A 14,830-nucleotide genomic window follows, 5' to 3' on the forward strand; every position below is an offset into this window, starting at 1 on the left:
TTCCGCCTTCGGGGACTCCCATCAGCACGGAGGGCAAAGAGACCGTGAACCTGCGCGAGAGGCTGCGCGGCCTACTGGTCAGGCTGTACGCACGCCGGGTGGAAGGCCACCTTGACCACGATCAGGCGCCCAAGCACATCGGCGTCATCATGGACGGCAACCGTCGCTGGGCCAAGGCCGCCGGATCCACCACCGCCCAGGGCCACCAGGCGGGCGCGGCGAAGATCGAGGAGTTCCTCGGCTGGTGCAGCGAGACGGACGTCGAGGTCGTCACGCTCTGGCTGCTCTCGACGGACAACTTCGACCGTCCCCAGGAAGAGCTGGTCCCGCTCCTCGGCATCATCGAGGGCGTCGTGCGCACGCTCGCGGAGGACGGCCGCTGGCGCGTGCAGCACGTGGGCAACACCGACATCCTCCCGTCGGGCATGCAGGCCGTGCTCAAGGAGGCCGAGGAGTCCACGGCGGAGCGCGACGGAATAGTGGTCAACGTCGCGATCGGCTACGGCGGCCGCCAGGAGATCGCCGACGCCGTCCGCTCGATGCTGCTCGACGCCTCGGACAAGGGGCAGTCGCTCGAGGACGTCGCCGACACCGTCACCGTCGACGCCATCGGCAAGCACCTGTACACCAAGGAGCAGCCCGACCCGGATCTGGTCATCCGCACCAGCGGCGAGCAGCGGCTGTCCGGTTTCATGCTCTGGCAGACGGCCCACTCCGAGTACTACTTCTGTGAAGTCTTCTGGCCCGCCTTCCGCAAGGTCGACTTCCTGCGCGCGATGCGCGACTACGCCCTGCGCCACCGGCGTTTCGGGGGCTGACTCCCGGTCACCGGGAGACGTACGTCATCAGGAGTTAACGAACGCGCCGTCATGTGCTTTTGCATGGCGGCGCTTGTTCGAGGGAATAAGCCTTCCAAGTCGGTGTCCGAGCCAAGGACACCGCATCTCAGCGGACGGCACGGGGCCGTCCGCCCGGGAGGCCCTTTGCACCAGGACGACCGTACGCAGATGAGTACGGATGACGACTTGGAGGGCCGGTTCTCGGCCCGCGCACGCGGCCCACGAACCGGTCCCGAAAACTCCGTCGCTCCCCGACCTCATCCGAGGGGGTACGTCCTTCCGTGGTGACCAGTAACAAGCGCCTTCGCAAGCCCGACCGGCGCACTTATGTTCTCGACACCAGCGTCCTGCTGGCCGATCCGAACTCCATGACCCGTTTCGACGAACACGAAGTGGTCCTTCCTGTCGTCGTGGTCACGGAGTTGGAGGCCAAACGGCATCATCCGGAGCTGGGTTACTTCGCCAGGCAGGCACTGCGCCTGCTCGACGACTACCGGATCCGCCACGGACGCCTGGATGCGCCGATCCCTACCGGCGAACTGGGCGGCACCCTGCGCGTCGAGCTCAACCACTCCGATCCCAGCGTGCTGCCCTCGGGCTACCGACTGGGTGACAACGACAGCCGCATCCTCGCGGTCGCCCGCAATCTGCAGGCAGAGGGATACGACGTCACCGTCGTGTCGAAGGACCTGCCGCTGCGGATCAAGGCGTCCTCCGTGGGGCTCCTCGCCGAGGAGTACCGCGCCGAACTCGCCATCACGGACTCCGGCTGGACCGGCATGTCCGAACTGACGCTGCCCGCCGAGCAGGTCGACCTCCTCTTCGAAGAGGACACCCTCTACGTTCCCGAGGCGGCCGACCTTCCCGTACATACGGGTCTGACGATCCAGTCCGAGCGTGGAAAGGCGCTCGGCCGCGTCACACCCGAGGGCAACGTCCGCCTGGTGCGCGGCGATCGGGAGGCCTTCGGCCTCAAGGGGCGCAGCGCCGAGCAGCGGATCGCCCTCGATCTGCTGCTCGATCCGGACGTCGGGATCATCTCGATGGGCGGCCGGGCCGGCACCGGCAAGTCCGCGCTCGCGCTGTGCGCGGGCCTGGAGGCCGTCCTGGAGCGGCGCCAGCACCAGAAGGTGATGGTCTTCCGGCCGCTGTACGCGGTCGGCGGTCAGGAGCTCGGCTATCTGCCGGGCAGCGAGGCCGAGAAGATGGGGCCATGGGCGCAGGCGGTCTTCGACACGCTGTCCGCCGTCACGTCGCGCGAGGTGATCGAAGAGGTCACCGCCCGGGGGATGCTGGAGGTCCTGCCGCTCACCCACATCAGGGGCCGCTCGCTGCACGACGCGTTCGTGATCGTGGACGAGGCGCAGTCCCTGGAGCGGAACGTCCTTCTGACGGTCCTTTCACGCATTGGGGCGAACTCGCGTGTCGTCCTCACCCATGACGTCGCGCAGCGCGACAACCTCCGTGTCGGCCGGTACGACGGGGTGGTCGCGGTCGTCGAGAAGCTGAAGGGACATCCGCTCTTCGCGCACGTCACGCTCACCCGATCGGAAAGGTCGCAGATCGCGGCCCTGGTGACCGAAATGCTGGAGGACGGTCAGATCTAGCCCGTACAGGGCCTGTTCGTCCCTTTTGGCGCCGTTCGGCAAGGCCCGAGAGCCTAGCCGGGCGGCGCCGCGGCGTGTGCTCGTTTCCGAAAACCCCGTGGGGCAAACGGGGTGTGAGCTTTCACACGCGGTGGGGAATTGCCTTGCCATGCTCCGATGCGGCAGAGTCTCGGTCCTGTCAGGCCCCGCATACGACACTTGCGTGCCCCCAGCGGTACGAAACCACAGCAGCACCCGCTGCACCTGAACTACATAGAGGCCGTCGTATGCCGCCCGAGCACCATGCGGCGCTCCCGTCACGGGAGTTGTCCACCGGGCCCGTGTCTCCCGTGACCCCGCAGTTGGGAGACCAGTGCCAGGGGCACGATTGCGTCCGCGACGGTCACGGTCAAGCGGGCGATGCTGGAAGGAAACCGTGTGAGCCGGATTTCGGTCCGGGGATTCGCAGTGGTCTCGGCCACCGCGGTCACCACAGTCGGCGCCGTCGTGGGTGTTGCCTCGGGCAGCACCGGTCAGCCCACCCAAGGGGCTGAAGCGGCGGCGAGCGACTCGACCCTCCTCGCTGACATCCCTGCCGGTCAGCAGGCGCAGGTGCAGACCTCGTCGCTGAAGCAGCAGGCGCAGACCCAGGCCATCGCGGCCGACACGGCTGCGCAGAAGACCGCCGAGGAGTCCGCCCGGAAGCAGGCAGCCGAGGACGCGGTCGCCAAGCAGCAGGCCGCACAGGACGCCAAGGAAGCCAAGGAGAAGGCCGAGAAGGAGGCCAAGGAGCGGGAGGCAGCCAAGAAGGCGGCCGCCAGCCGCTCGGCCACCCGCGACGCCTCCGACTTCAACACCCAGGCTTCGTACAGCACCGCCCAGGTCCAGTCGATGGCACGTCAGATGGTGCCGTCCGGTCAGTTCCAGTGCTTCAGCAACATCGTGGACCACGAGTCCAGCTGGAACTACAAGGCCACCAACGCCTCGTCCGGTGCCTACGGTCTCTTCCAGGCGCTGCCCGGCACCAAGATGTCGTCGGCCGGCGCGGACTGGCAGACGAACCCGGCCACGCAGATAAAGTGGGGTCTCGGTTACATGAACGACCGCTATGGCAGCCCCTGCGAGGCCTGGTCGTTCTGGCAGGCCAACAACTGGTACTGAGCAACCAGTAGTTCGCAACCTCGCGAAGCCCCTCACCGTCCTCACGGTGAGGGGCTTCGGCGTTGTCACGCGGTACGGTCGGGGCCACAGGCTCAACGAGGACGGATGATGTCGCGAGTTCCAGGGTGGCTCGGCCGGGTAGGCGCGGGAATCAGCAAAGTGGGCGAGCGCCTCGACGAGCGCCGCGCAGAGGCCGAGCGGGCCGAGGAGGACGAGCTGCCGCCACGGCCGACGCGGGCACCGGCGGCGGCTCCCGAGCCGGAGCCCGGTGCGCCGGGCCCGGCCGAAGCACAGCCGGCGCACGACACGGACCACGTGCCCGCGCCGCCCGCGTACGCGCCGGCGGTCTCCCCGCGGCCCGAGCCGGCCGTCGCCGTGCCGTGGGGCCTTCGGGTCGCGGCAGAGGCCGGCTGGCGGCTCCTGGTGCTCGCCGGGACGCTCTGGGTCCTGATGAAGGTCATCAGCTCGGTGCAGCTGGTGGTGTTCGCGTTCATCGCGGCGCTGCTCATCACCGCGCTGCTGCAGCCGACGGTGGCGCGCCTGATGCGCAGGGGAGTGCCCCGGGGCCTCGCGACGGCCCTGACGGCCATCCTCGGCTTCGTCATCATGGGGCTCGTCGGCTGGTTCGTGGTCTGGCAGGTCCAGGAGAACATCGACCAGCTGTCCGAGCAGGTCCAGGACGGCATCGACGATCTGCGCAGGTGGCTGCTGAACAGCCCCTTCCACGTGACCGACGGTCAGATCAACGACATCGCCAAGTCGCTGCGCGACGCGGTCGGCGCGAACACGGACGAGATCACGTCGGCGGGCCTGGAGGGCGTCACCGTCATCGTCGAGGCGCTGACGGGCGTACTCCTGACGATCTTCTCGACGCTGTTCCTGCTCTACGACGGCCGGCGCATCTGGGAGTGGACCCTGGGGCTCGTCCCCGCGCAGGCCCGTCCCGGTATCGCGGGTGCGGGTCCGAGGGCCTGGCGCACGCTCACGGCGTACGTCCGCGGGACGGTGATAGTGGCGCTGATCGACGCCATCTTCATCGGCCTGGGGATCTTCTTCCTCGGCGTCCCGATGGCCGTGCCCCTGGCGGTCTTCATCTTCCTGTTCGCGTTCATCCCGCTGGTGGGCGCCGTCGTCTCCGGCGCGCTCGCGGTGGTCGTCGCGCTGGTGACGCAGGGCGTGTTCACCGCGGTGATGACGCTGGGCGTGGTGCTCGCGGTGCAGCAGATCGAGGGCCACATCCTGCAGCCCTTCATCCTGGGCCGCGCGGTCCGGGTGCACCCCCTGGCCGTCGTCCTGGCGGTCGCCGCGGGCGGCATGGTCTCCGGCATCGGCGGCGCGGTGGTGGCGGTGCCACTGGTGGCGGTCACGAACACGGTGGTCGTCTACCTACGGGCGTGGTCCCGCGAGGCCTCCCTCAAATACTCCCCGGAACCCCACGGCGCGACAGCGGTGAGCGCGACCCCGAAATCCAGTCCGGACGAGTAGCGCCCAATTCCAGCCCCGCCGGCGTTTGAGGCGCGGGGTCCGGGGCGGAGCCCCGAGACGTAAGAAACGGGGGCCGGATCAATCCGGCCCCCGTTTCTGGCAAACGAGCTACGCCAGCGCCGCTTCCGCGTCGAGGGTGACGCCGACCGCCTGGATCACGGAGGCGATCTTGAAGGCCTCCTGCACGACCTCACGGTCGACACCCGCCTTGCGCAGCACCTGCTCGTGCGAGTCGAGGCACATCCCACACCCGTTGATCGCCGAGACCGCGAAGGACCACAGCTCGAAGTCGACCTTGTCGACCCCCGGGTTGCCGATGACGTTCATCCGCAGACCCGCGCGCATCGTCCCGTACTCGTTGTCCGAGAGCAGGTGACGCGTGCGGTAGAAGACGTTGTTCATCGCCATGATGGCCGCCGCCGACTTCGCCGCGGTGTACGCCTCGGGCGACAGGTTCGCCTTCGCCTCGGGCTCCAGCTCACGCAGCACGCGCGGGGACCGGGAGGCGATGGCGGTCGCGAGGACCGTGCCCCACAGCTGCTGGGCCGGCAGGTCCGAGTTGCCGATGACCGAGCCCAGGTTGAGCTTCAGGTCCTTGGCGTAGTCCGGAACGGCGGACTTCAGTTCATCGAGGGCCATGCTCACTCACCGGCCAGCAGCGCGACCGGGTCGAGGGTGTCCTCGCCCGAGGTCCAGTTGCACGGGCACAGCTCGTCCGTCTGGAGAGCGTCGAGGACCCGGAGGACCTCCTTGGGGTTACGGCCGACGGAGCCGGCGGTCACCATCGTGAACTGGATCTCGTTGTTCTGGTCGACGATGAAGACGGCGCGCTGCGCGAAGCCGTCCTCGCCCTCGATGCCGAGGTCACGCATGAGCTCGTGCTTCGAGTCGGCCATCATCGGGAACGGGAGGTCCGTCAGGTCCGGGTGGTCCTTGCGCCAGGCGTGGTGCACGAACTCGGAGTCACCGGAGAAGCCGAGGATCTGGGCGTCACGGTCGGCGAACTCCTCGTTCAGCTTGCCGAACGCGGCGATCTCGGTGGGGCACACGAAGGTGAAGTCCTTGGGCCACGCGAAGACGATCTTCCACTTGCCCTCGTAGGTCTTGTGGTTGATCTGCTCGAACTCAGAGCCCTTCTCCAGCGAGACACAGGCAGTCAGGTCGAACTCGGGGAACTTGTCACCGACAGTGAGCACACGAACTCCTTGCAGTAGGAGACATCCCTTTTGGGGCTGTTTCCATGGGTTGGACTGCTCAAGATCGTGGCACAGGGTGCATTGATTACGGAAATAGCTAGACTCGGTCATGTTGATCGGAGGTGGCTATCAGTGGCCGTACAGAACGGAAAGCCCGTGGGGGCGCGGCGCCGGCAGCCCAGCCTGGCGCAGCTCAGGGCATTCGCCGCGGTCGCGGAGCATCTGCACTTCCGGGACGCGGCGGCCGCGATAGGGATGAGTCAGCCCGCTCTGTCCGGTGCCGTGTCGGCCCTGGAGGAGGTGCTCGGCGTGACCCTCCTCGAGCGTACGACGAGAAAGGTGCTGCTCTCGCCGGCCGGGGAGCGGATCGCCGTGCGGGCCAAGGCGGTGCTCGACGAGGTCGGCGCGCTCGTCGAGGAGGCCGAGGCGGTGCGGGCGCCGTTCACGGGGGTGCTGCGGCTCGGGGTGATTCCCACGGTGGCGCCGTACCTGCTGCCGACGGTGCTGCGGCTGGTGCACGAGACGTATCCGGACCTGGACCTCCAGGTGCACGAGGAGCAGACGTCGTCGCTCATCGAGGGCCTGGGGGCGGGGCGGCTCGATCTGCTGCTGCTCGCCGTGCCGCTCGGGGTGCCGGGGGTGACCGAACTTCCGCTGTTCGACGAGGACTTCGTGCTCGTCACGCCGCTCGACCACTGGCTCGGCGGCCGGGAGGGAATCCCGCGTGAGGCGCTGCGGGAGCTGAACCTGCTGCTCCTGGACGAGGGGCACTGCCTGCGCGACCAGGCCCTGGACATCTGCCGGGAGGCGGGCCGCGACGACGCTCCCGTCGCCACGACCGCCGCCGGGCTCGCCACGCTGGTCCAGCTCGTCGCGGGCGGCCTCGGGGTGACACTGCTGCCGCGCACCGCCGTGTCCGTGGAGACCAGCCGGAGCAGTCAGCTGCTCACCGGGTACTTCGCGGAGCCCGCCCCCGCGCGCCGCGTGGCCTTCGCCATGCGGACGGGGGCGGCGCGCTCCGCGGAGTACGAGGAGCTGGCCTCGGCCCTGCGAACTGCCTTGCGGGGCCTGCCGGTTCGCGTCCTCGGCGACCGCTGAGCGTCACTCCGTCCGCAGTCCCTCCGCCCGCATCATGCGGTACAGCGGAGGCAGGGACAGGAGGGTCACCGCGGCGATGACGGCGGCCGCCACCCCGCTCAGCGGGAGGAACAGCAGCCAGTCGGTCACCGGCTTGCCGAGGAGGCGCAGCATCAGCCAGCCGAGCGTCAGCCCGCCCGTGACCGCCACGGCCATGCCGAGGACCACCGGGATCGCCGTCTGCCAGAGCACGGACCAGGCGAGCGTCGAGCGCTTCGTGCCGTAGGCGACGAGCACCGACAACAGCCGCTTGCGCTCGCGGAGTTGCTCGATCTGCGAGACCAGCATCGACGCCGCGATGATCACCATGGTGAGCGCCGCGGCCGTGAAGAGGGCCGTGCGGATGCTCGCGTACTCCTTGTCGCGGCTCGACACCTCGTACGTCCACACCTGCATGCCCGGGTCGACCGCGAACGCGGTGTTGCGGACCTGGTCCGCCGCGTCCGGCACGTTCTCGTCGATCTGGATCTGCGCGTTGGTCGACGCGGTGTGCAGGGTCGCCGGGTCGAGGGCGCCGGGGGTGGCGAGGATGCCGCCGTAGTACTCGCCCGCCGGGTCCTTGCGGGAGTCGACGGTGCGCACGTCCTCGGGCAGCGACCAGTGCACCGGCTTCAGATCGGTGCGGCCCGCGTCCTCGGGGTTGTCCACGACGAGCCGCCCGCCGGGCACGGCCACCTTCTCCAACTGCTCGTCGCTGTACGAGTCGTGGGAGCGGGTGACGCGGAAGACGTCGCCGTCCGAGCACGAGGGCAGGTGGGCCAGCTCGCGCAGCGAGGGGCAGGAGCCGACGGACAGGGAGGTGGACGGGGCGTAGCCGTCCGCGCCGGGCTTGGCGCCCACCCGCTCGGCCGAGGTGATGACCGTGCCGATGACCTTCTTGACGCCCTTGGTGGTCCGGAACTCCTGGACCATCCGGTCGGCCAGCGTGCCGCTCGGGAAGTCGGTGTTCGCGCCGATCTGGGCGCGCTGCGGGTCCTGGCCGGTCGAGCTGTTGAAGCTGTCGTTGATGCCGACGGTGAACATCTGGAGGGCGATGCCGCCGGCCACCGCGATGGTGATGCCGGAGATCGCGCGGGTGGCGGCGCTGCTGTTCAACTGGAGCCTGCGGGTAGCCAGTTGCCAGGGGACGGAGCCGCCGCGCAGCCGGCTCACGACGGCCTCCACCAGCCAGGGCAGCACGAGCACCAGGCCGACGAGGGTCAGCAGGACACCGCCCGCGATCACCACCATGGACAGCTGGGACGCGCCCGCGTCGAAGCTGGACAGGAACAGGACCAGGAGGCCGGCGAAGGGGACGGGCAGCCGCCACCACAGCCTGCGGCTGCGCACGCGCCCGCCCCGTACGACACCGAGCGGCTCGATCGAGACGGACCGCAGGGCGAACACCGTGACGGCGATCGCGGACAGCGGCACCGCCAGCAGCACCAGCACGGCGAGGACCGGCACCGGGGTGAAGTCGTCGGGGAACGCGGACAGGCGCCACACCTCGACGTGGGCGAACACCTGCCTCCCCGCGAAGAAGGCGAGCAGGCCGAACGCGAGGCCGACGAGCGTGCCGAACAGCGCCTCACCGGCAGCCACCCACCGCGTCATCCGCGCGTCCGCGCCGACGAGTCGCAGCGCGGCGAGCCTGCGGTCGCGTCGCTCGCCACCGAACCGTACGGCGGTCGCGATGAAGATGGCGATGGGCGCGAGCAGCACCACACAGCCCAGCAGGATCAGCAGCACCAGGGCCGGATCGAGCGGGTTGTCGTCGCCCGCCTGCCCGAAGTCGTCGACTCGGGTGGCGCCGCGGTCGGTGCTGAGGCCGTCGCTGCCCGCGTACATGTACAGCTCGAAGGGGTCGCTCAGGCCGGCCTCGTGGATGGTGCCGACGTCGCGGAAGTCGTAGCGCTTCTTGAGGAGTTCACCCTCGGGGGAGTCGAGGAGGTCGCGCAGCGCGGGCGAGACCAGCATCTCGCCGGGACCCGGGAGTTTGTCGACGCCGGGCGGCAGGACCGGGTTCTTGCCGTCGGCGTCCACCATGTAGCCGCCGACGGAGAGGTCCCGGTACGAGGAGGAGGTGTCGAGCGTGAGCAGCGTGCGGTCGGTCGGCTTCACGCTCTCCTCGCCGAAGCCGATCGAGCGGGCGGCGGAGCGGGCGTCGCGCGCGCTCGTGAAGTTCGGCACGGACGCGGCGCCAAGGAGAACGGCGACGCCGAGGCCGACGCCGAGCGCGGTGAGCAGCGTCCGGATCCAGCCCTCGCGGCCGCCGGAGAAGCCGAAGCGGACCCCGAGCGCGAGGTCGCGCAGGCGGCCCGCGAGGCCGGGGTCCGTGGGTGCGGGCGGGGCCTGGGCGGGACGGTCGTCGAGGAGTGTCATCGGGCGAACTCCATGTCCCGGGCCTTGCCGTCCCGTACGACGATCTCGCGGTCGGAGTAGGCGGCGACCCGCGTCTCGTGGGTGACCAGGACGACGGCGGCGCCGGTGGTGCGGGCGGCGTCCGTGAGCAGCTCCATGACGCGCTCGCCGTTGAGCGAGTCCAGGGCGCCGGTGGGCTCGTCGGCGAACAGCACGCGCGGCCCCGTGACCAGGGAACGGGCGACGGCGACGCGCTGGCCCTGGCCGCCGGAGACCTCACCCGGGCGCTTGCCCGCGAGGTCGTCGACCTCCAGGCGCTGGAGCCATTCGACGGCCCGGCGCTCGGCCTCCTTGCGCTTCACGCCGTTCAGCCGCAGCGGGAGCGCGACGTTCTCGACGCACGTCAACTCCGGGACCAGCTGCCCGAACTGGAACACGAAGCCGAACTCGCCGCGGCGCAGCGCGCTGCGCTCCGCGTCGGACATGGCGGTCAGCTCGCGGCCGTTGTACGTGATGGTGCCGGAGTCCGGCGTGACGATGCCGGCGAGACAGTGCAGCAGCGTCGACTTGCCCGAGCCGGAGGGGCCCATGACGGCGACGACCTCGCCCGGGTGGACGGAGAAGGAGGCGTCGTCGAGGGCCGGGGTCGGCCCGTATGTCTTGTGCAGGCCGGTGGCGGCCAGCAGGGAACCGGCGGGAGTGGTGGGGGAACTCATGAAGGACGTACCTCCGCGGCGAGCTTGTCGAGGCGCGCGGCGGTCAGTTCCAGCCAGCGCAGGTCGGCTTCCAGGTGGAACAGGGCGTGGTCGCAGATGAGTTGATCGGCGAGGTCGCCCTTGCGCTTGCGGTCCGTGAGGATGCGCATCAGGCGCAGGTGCTCGGCGCGCTGCGCGTCGAGGAGTTCGGTCGCGTCGCGCCGGGTCAGCAGGGCGAGGACGACCTTGGTGTAGAGGGTCGACTGGAGGTAGGGCTCCGGCTTCTCCGGCGTCGCGAGCCACTGCCGTACGTCGGTGACGCCGGCGTCGGTGATCGCGTACCGCTTGCGCTCGGGGCCGCCGCCGGCCTCGATCCCGTCGACCTCGACGAGGCCGTTCTTCAGGAGGCGGGACATGGTCGAGTAGACCTGCCCGTAGTGCAGCGGCTTGTCGTGCCCGAAGGTCTCGTCGAAGGTGCGCTTGAGGTCGTAACCGTGGCGGGGCCCTGATTCGAGCAGCCCGAGGAGGGTGTGGCCGATGGACATGCGAGGGACTATACACACCATGTATACGCGGTGTGTATAGCCGGACATGAGGACGCCGCAGGGGCTTGATGATTCAAGCCCCTGCGGCGATTGAGCAGATCCAGCCCCGCCGGCGTTTGAGGCGCGGGGTCCGGGGCGGAGCCCCGTGTCGTTCAGTCGGTCTCGTCGCCGGCCGAGGGACGACCTCGCCTCGGTATCGGCTTCGCCGAACCCGGCAGGCGCCCCGCCTCTGCGAGCGCCTTGCGCAACAGGAACTCGATCTGCGCGTTGGCCGAGCGCAGGTCCTCGCCCGCCCAACGCGCGAGCGCGTCGTACACCGCGGGGTCGAGCCGCAGCAGGACCTGTTTGCGTGCCGGGCGGCGCTCGCGGTCAGGGGGCGGCGTCACTGGTAGAGCGTTCCGGTGTTCAGGACGGGCTGCGCCGCGCGGTCCCCGCAGAGGACGACCAGCAGGTTGGAGACCATGGTCGCCTTGCGCTCCTCGTCCAGCTCCACGAAGTCCTGCTCGGCGATCCGGGCGAGCGCGGCCTCGACCATGCCGACCGCTCCGTCGACGATCTGGCGGCGGGCCGCCACGACCGCGCCCGCCTGCTGGCGCTGGAGCATCGCGGACGCGATCTCGGGGGCGTACGCGAGGTGCGTGAAGCGGGACTCGATGATCTGGACGCCGGCCGCCTCCACGCGCGCGTGGAGCTCGAGGGCGAGCTTCTCTGTGATCTCCTCGGCGTTGCCGCGCAGCGACAGGCCCGCCTCGTCGTGCGCGTCGTAGGGGTACTCGATGGCGATGTGCCGGACGGCCGCCTCGGTCTGCGTCGAGACGAACTCCAGGAAGTCGTCGACCTCGAAGCTCGCCTGGGCCGTGTCCTCGACCTTCCAGACGACGACCGCGGCGAGCTCGATCGGGTTGCCGTACGCGTCGTTGACCTTCAGGACCGCCGTCTCGTGGTTGCGCACGCGGGTCGAGATCTTCGCGCGCGAGGTGAGCGGGTTGACCCACCGCAGGCCGTCCGTGCGGATCGTGCCCCGGTAGCGGCCGAAGAGCTGGACGACGCGGGCCTCGCCCGGCGCCACCATGTTCAGGCCCGCCATGGCGAAGACCGAGCCGATCGCGACCACGACGCCGGCCGCGATGAGTGCGCCCCTGGTGCCTCCCGAGTCGGTGGAGCCGGCGAGCGCGATCAGGCCTCCGCCGACGATCAGGCCGACGAGGCCGAGCAGCAGGGCGAGTCCGCCGCCGATGCTGTGGGCCGTGAACTCGCGTACGTGTGCCTTCGGCATCTGTACGTCGGGAGTGTTCGGTGTGGCGTCCGTCTCGGACATGTCCGTCCCCGTATCTCTGAGCTGGTCGTTCGTGGCAGCACTGCCGCGAACGTGGTCTAGCAAAGTGATATCACTTTATCGCGTTCGGCAACCATCCGCACCTCTCGCTCGTCGGTTCCCATGGGGCAGGTGCTGATTGTCACGTCCGATATGGCCGAATCAACGAAGATTCGACATAAGTGACGGGTTAGGTTCTTGAGCCGATTCAGCACCATCGTGAGAACTGGGTTCGTACCCGTACGCGAGGGCGTACACGGACAAGGACAAGAAGCGGAGCGACTGAGGTCATGGGCCGAGCGGATGCGAGGAAGGCGCGCAAGCGCGCGGCGCGGCCGTCGGGCATACGCCGCTTCTTCACCTGGAAGAAGCTCCTGGGTACGTTCTTCGGACTCGTCCTGCTGTGCATGGGCGCGTTCATCGTGCTGTACCTGGTGATCGACGTACCCGAGGGCAACCCCGACGCCCAGGTGCAGAGCAACGTCTACAAGTACAGCGACGGCGCCACGATGGCCCGCACCGGTGAGGTCAACCGCGAGATCGTGGACCTGGCCGAGGTGCCCGAGGGCGTCCAGCACACCTTCGTAGCCGCCGAGAACAAGACGTTCTACACGGACAAGGGCGTCGACATGAAGGGCACCGCCCGCGGCATGCTCAACACCGTCATGGGCAAGGGCAAGCAGGGCGGCTCGACGATCACCCAGCAGTACGTGAAGAACTACTACCTGACGCAGGAACAGACCGTCTCCCGCAAGCTCAAGGAACTGGTCATCTCGCTGAAGGTGGACCAGAAGCAGTCCAAGGACGACATCCTCGCCGGGTACATCAACACCAGCTACTACGGCCGCGGCGCCTGGGGCATCCAGGCCGCCGCCCAGGCCTACTACGGCAAGGACGCCTCGAAGCTGAGCGTGGAGCAGGGCGCGTACCTCGCCGCGCTGCTCCAGGCCCCGAACCAGTACGACTGGGCGATCGCTTCCGACACCGGAAAGCAACTGGCCAAGGCGCGCTGGAACTACGTGCTCGACAACATGGTCGACATGCACTGGCTGAGCGCGAGCGAACGGCAGGGCATGACGTTCGACAAGCCGATCCAGCCGAAGGCCGCCTCCGGACTCCAGGGCCAGGAGGGCTACCTCTACGAGGCCGCCAAGGACGAGGTGATGAAGGAACTGAACCTCACCGACGCGCAGTTCAACGCCGGCGGCTACACGATCACGCTCAACGTCGACCGCAAGAAGCAGAAGCAGCTCGAGAAGTCGGTCAAGGCGCAGCTCAACGACAAGCTCGACCGCAAGGACAAGAAGGCCGACGCGCGCGTGCAGGCCGGCGCCGTCTCCGTCGACCCGAAGACCGGCAAGGTCCTCGCGCTGTACGGCGGCGAAGGGCTCAGCGAGCACTACGTCAACAACGCGACCCGCACCGACTACCAGCCCGCCTCCACCTTCAAGCCGCTGATCCTCGCGGCCGCCCTGGAGAACGAGGCGACGACGCAGTCCGGCCAGAACATCACCGCGGACACGATCTACGACGGCACCAGCAAGCGCCCGGTCGTCGACAACGGCGAGAAGGTCGGCTTCGCCCCGCCGAACGAGGACAAGAAGAGCTACGGCCCGGTCACCGTCCAGACCGCCATGAACAAGTCCATCAACTCCGTCTTCGCCCAGCTCGGCGTCGACGTCGGCATGGACCAGGTGATGGCGACGGCGAAGAAGCTCGGCATGGACTCGGGCGACCTCAAGCCGTTCCCCGCGCAGACCCTCGGCACCATGGGCGCGAGCCCGATGGAGATGGCCGGCGTCTACGCGACCCTCGACAACCACGGCAAGAAGGTCACCCCGCGGATCGTGAAGGCGGTGTCCAAGCAGGGCGAGAAGGTCCCGCTGGAGGACCCCGTCGGCGAGCAGGTGATCAGCCGCGGCGCCGCCGACTCGGTCACCTCGGTCCTCACCGGTGTGGTCGACGACGGCACGGCGAAGACCTCCGTGCGCGACAACCCGGTCCGCGAGGGCCAGCAGGTCGCCGGCAAGACCGGTACCTCCGACGACAACAAGTCGGCCTGGTTCACCGGGTACACGCCGGACCTGGTCACCTCGGTGGGCCTGTTCGGCGAGGGCGCGCTGAAGTCGTCCGAGGCCGGCGCGCACGTGTCCATGGAGGGCGCGGGCGGCCTGCCGCGTGTCGACGGCGGCAGCTTCCCCGCCCAGATCTGGGCGCAGTACACCTTCAACTCGTCCAGTGCGAACGGGAAGTTCGACCTGGACACCGACATGGGCAAGGCCGTCCAGCCCACGACGACCGCCCCGGCCACCCCCACCGAGGAGCCCTCGACCGACCCGACGCCGAGCAAGTCGGAGACGACCAGCCCGACGCCGACCCAGACGACGCCGAGCGGGACGCCGACCAGCGAGACGCCGACGACGGATCCGACGGAGACGCTCCCGGTCCCGACCGACACCCCGACCGAGAGCTGGCCGGAGGACCCGATCGAGCCGGAGAACGGCGGCGGGAACGGGAACGGGAGAGACTGA

Annotated in this window: 13 protein-coding genes; 6 read left to right on the plus strand and 7 right to left on the minus strand. The window is 69.2% G+C overall.

The genetic code is table 11. From position 1 onward, the window contains the following. Window positions 1-44: 44 nt before the first annotated feature. The 4 genes from OG746_RS09975 to OG746_RS09990 all read left to right on the plus strand — a co-directional run bounded on the left by OG746_RS09975 (window position 45) and on the right by OG746_RS09990 (window position 5,071). Window positions 45-818 (plus strand): isoprenyl transferase, encoded by a 774-nt coding sequence (locus tag OG746_RS09975; protein ID WP_266713579.1) that lies wholly within the window; start codon window positions 45-47, stop codon window positions 816-818. Window positions 819-1,120: 302 nt separating this feature from the next. Continuing rightward, on the plus strand, window positions 1,121-2,446 hold the full coding sequence (gene phoH2 / locus OG746_RS09980; RefSeq protein WP_266713581.1) for an RNA 5'-3' helicase PhoH2: 1,326 nt from the start codon (window positions 1,121-1,123) through the stop codon (window positions 2,444-2,446). Between the two features lie 417 nt (window positions 2,447-2,863). Continuing rightward, complete coding sequence (locus OG746_RS09985) at window positions 2,864-3,586, plus strand: aggregation-promoting factor C-terminal-like domain-containing protein (RefSeq protein ID WP_524540390.1); 723 nt, start codon at window positions 2,864-2,866, stop codon at window positions 3,584-3,586. 108 nt (window positions 3,587-3,694) lie between these two features. After that, window positions 3,695-5,071 (plus strand): AI-2E family transporter, encoded by a 1,377-nt coding sequence (locus OG746_RS09990; protein ID WP_266713585.1) that lies wholly within the window; start codon window positions 3,695-3,697, stop codon window positions 5,069-5,071. A gap of 108 nt (window positions 5,072-5,179) precedes the next feature. Here the strand turns inward: OG746_RS09990 and OG746_RS09995 are convergent, their stop codons facing one another. Continuing rightward, window positions 5,180-5,710: an alkyl hydroperoxide reductase gene (locus OG746_RS09995; RefSeq protein WP_266713587.1), complete on the minus strand. Its 531-nt coding sequence runs from the start codon at window positions 5,708-5,710 to the stop codon at window positions 5,180-5,182. 2 nt (window positions 5,711-5,712) lie between these two features. After that, window positions 5,713-6,267, minus strand: a complete 555-nt coding sequence (locus tag OG746_RS10000) for a peroxiredoxin (protein ID WP_266713589.1) — start codon at window positions 6,265-6,267, stop codon at window positions 5,713-5,715. A gap of 132 nt (window positions 6,268-6,399) precedes the next feature. Here OG746_RS10000 and OG746_RS10005 point away from each other — a divergent pair, with 132 nt between their 5' ends. Further along, window positions 6,400-7,365: a LysR substrate-binding domain-containing protein gene (locus OG746_RS10005; protein WP_404072601.1), complete on the plus strand. Its 966-nt coding sequence runs from the start codon at window positions 6,400-6,402 to the stop codon at window positions 7,363-7,365. A gap of 3 nt (window positions 7,366-7,368) precedes the next feature. Here OG746_RS10005 and OG746_RS10010 read toward each other — a convergent pair whose 3' ends face one another. The 5 genes from OG746_RS10010 to OG746_RS10030 all read right to left on the minus strand — a co-directional run bounded on the left by OG746_RS10010 (window position 7,369) and on the right by OG746_RS10030 (window position 12,302). Beyond that, entirely contained in the window at window positions 7,369-9,765 is a 2,397-nt protein-coding gene (locus tag OG746_RS10010; RefSeq protein WP_266713591.1) for an FtsX-like permease family protein, read from the minus strand. Then, a complete protein-coding gene (locus tag OG746_RS10015) occupies window positions 9,762-10,460 on the minus strand; it encodes an ABC transporter ATP-binding protein (RefSeq protein ID WP_266713593.1) in 699 nt (232 codons plus the stop codon). The genes OG746_RS10010 and OG746_RS10015 overlap by 4 nt, the downstream gene beginning before the upstream one ends. Then, a complete protein-coding gene (locus OG746_RS10020; RefSeq protein WP_266713595.1) occupies window positions 10,457-10,984 on the minus strand; it encodes a PadR family transcriptional regulator in 528 nt (175 codons plus the stop codon). The genes OG746_RS10015 and OG746_RS10020 overlap by 4 nt, the downstream gene beginning before the upstream one ends. 152 nt (window positions 10,985-11,136) lie before the next feature. Beyond that, entirely contained in the window at window positions 11,137-11,370 is a 234-nt protein-coding gene (locus tag OG746_RS10025) for a type II toxin-antitoxin system antitoxin (protein WP_266713596.1), read from the minus strand. Continuing rightward, complete coding sequence (locus tag OG746_RS10030) at window positions 11,367-12,302, minus strand: SPFH domain-containing protein (RefSeq protein ID WP_266713597.1); 936 nt, start codon at window positions 12,300-12,302, stop codon at window positions 11,367-11,369. Before OG746_RS10030 ends, OG746_RS10025 begins: the two co-directional genes overlap by 4 nt. 287 nt (window positions 12,303-12,589) lie before the next feature. On the opposite strand from OG746_RS10030, the gene OG746_RS10035 reads away from it, so the two are divergent. Then, on the plus strand, window positions 12,590-14,830 hold the full coding sequence (locus OG746_RS10035) for a transglycosylase domain-containing protein (RefSeq protein ID WP_266713598.1): 2,241 nt from the start codon (window positions 12,590-12,592) through the stop codon (window positions 14,828-14,830).

Origin of the sequence: Streptomyces sp. NBC_01016 (assembly GCF_026341035.1) — a bacterium.
Lineage (GTDB): Bacteria > Actinomycetota > Actinomycetes > Streptomycetales > Streptomycetaceae > Streptomyces.

What these genes read in the sequence shown, in the direction of transcription:
- OG746_RS10015 (WP_266713593.1), bottom strand. Translation starts at nt 10,460, where the DNA reads ATGAGTTCCCCCACCACTCCCGCCGGTTCCCTGCTGGCCGCCACCGGC.
- OG746_RS10030 (WP_266713597.1), bottom strand. Translation starts at nt 12,302, where the DNA reads ATGTCCGAGACGGACGCCACACCGAACACTCCCGACGTACAGATGCCG.
- OG746_RS10035 (WP_266713598.1), top strand. Translation starts at nt 12,590, where the DNA reads ATGGGCCGAGCGGATGCGAGGAAGGCGCGCAAGCGCGCGGCGCGGCCG.
- OG746_RS09995 (WP_266713587.1), bottom strand. Translation starts at nt 5,710, where the DNA reads ATGGCCCTCGATGAACTGAAGTCCGCCGTTCCGGACTACGCCAAGGAC.
- OG746_RS10010 (WP_266713591.1), bottom strand. Translation starts at nt 9,765, where the DNA reads ATGACACTCCTCGACGACCGTCCCGCCCAGGCCCCGCCCGCACCCACG.
- OG746_RS10020 (WP_266713595.1), bottom strand. Translation starts at nt 10,984, where the DNA reads ATGTCCATCGGCCACACCCTCCTCGGGCTGCTCGAATCAGGGCCCCGC.
- OG746_RS09990 (WP_266713585.1), top strand. Translation starts at nt 3,695, where the DNA reads ATGTCGCGAGTTCCAGGGTGGCTCGGCCGGGTAGGCGCGGGAATCAGC.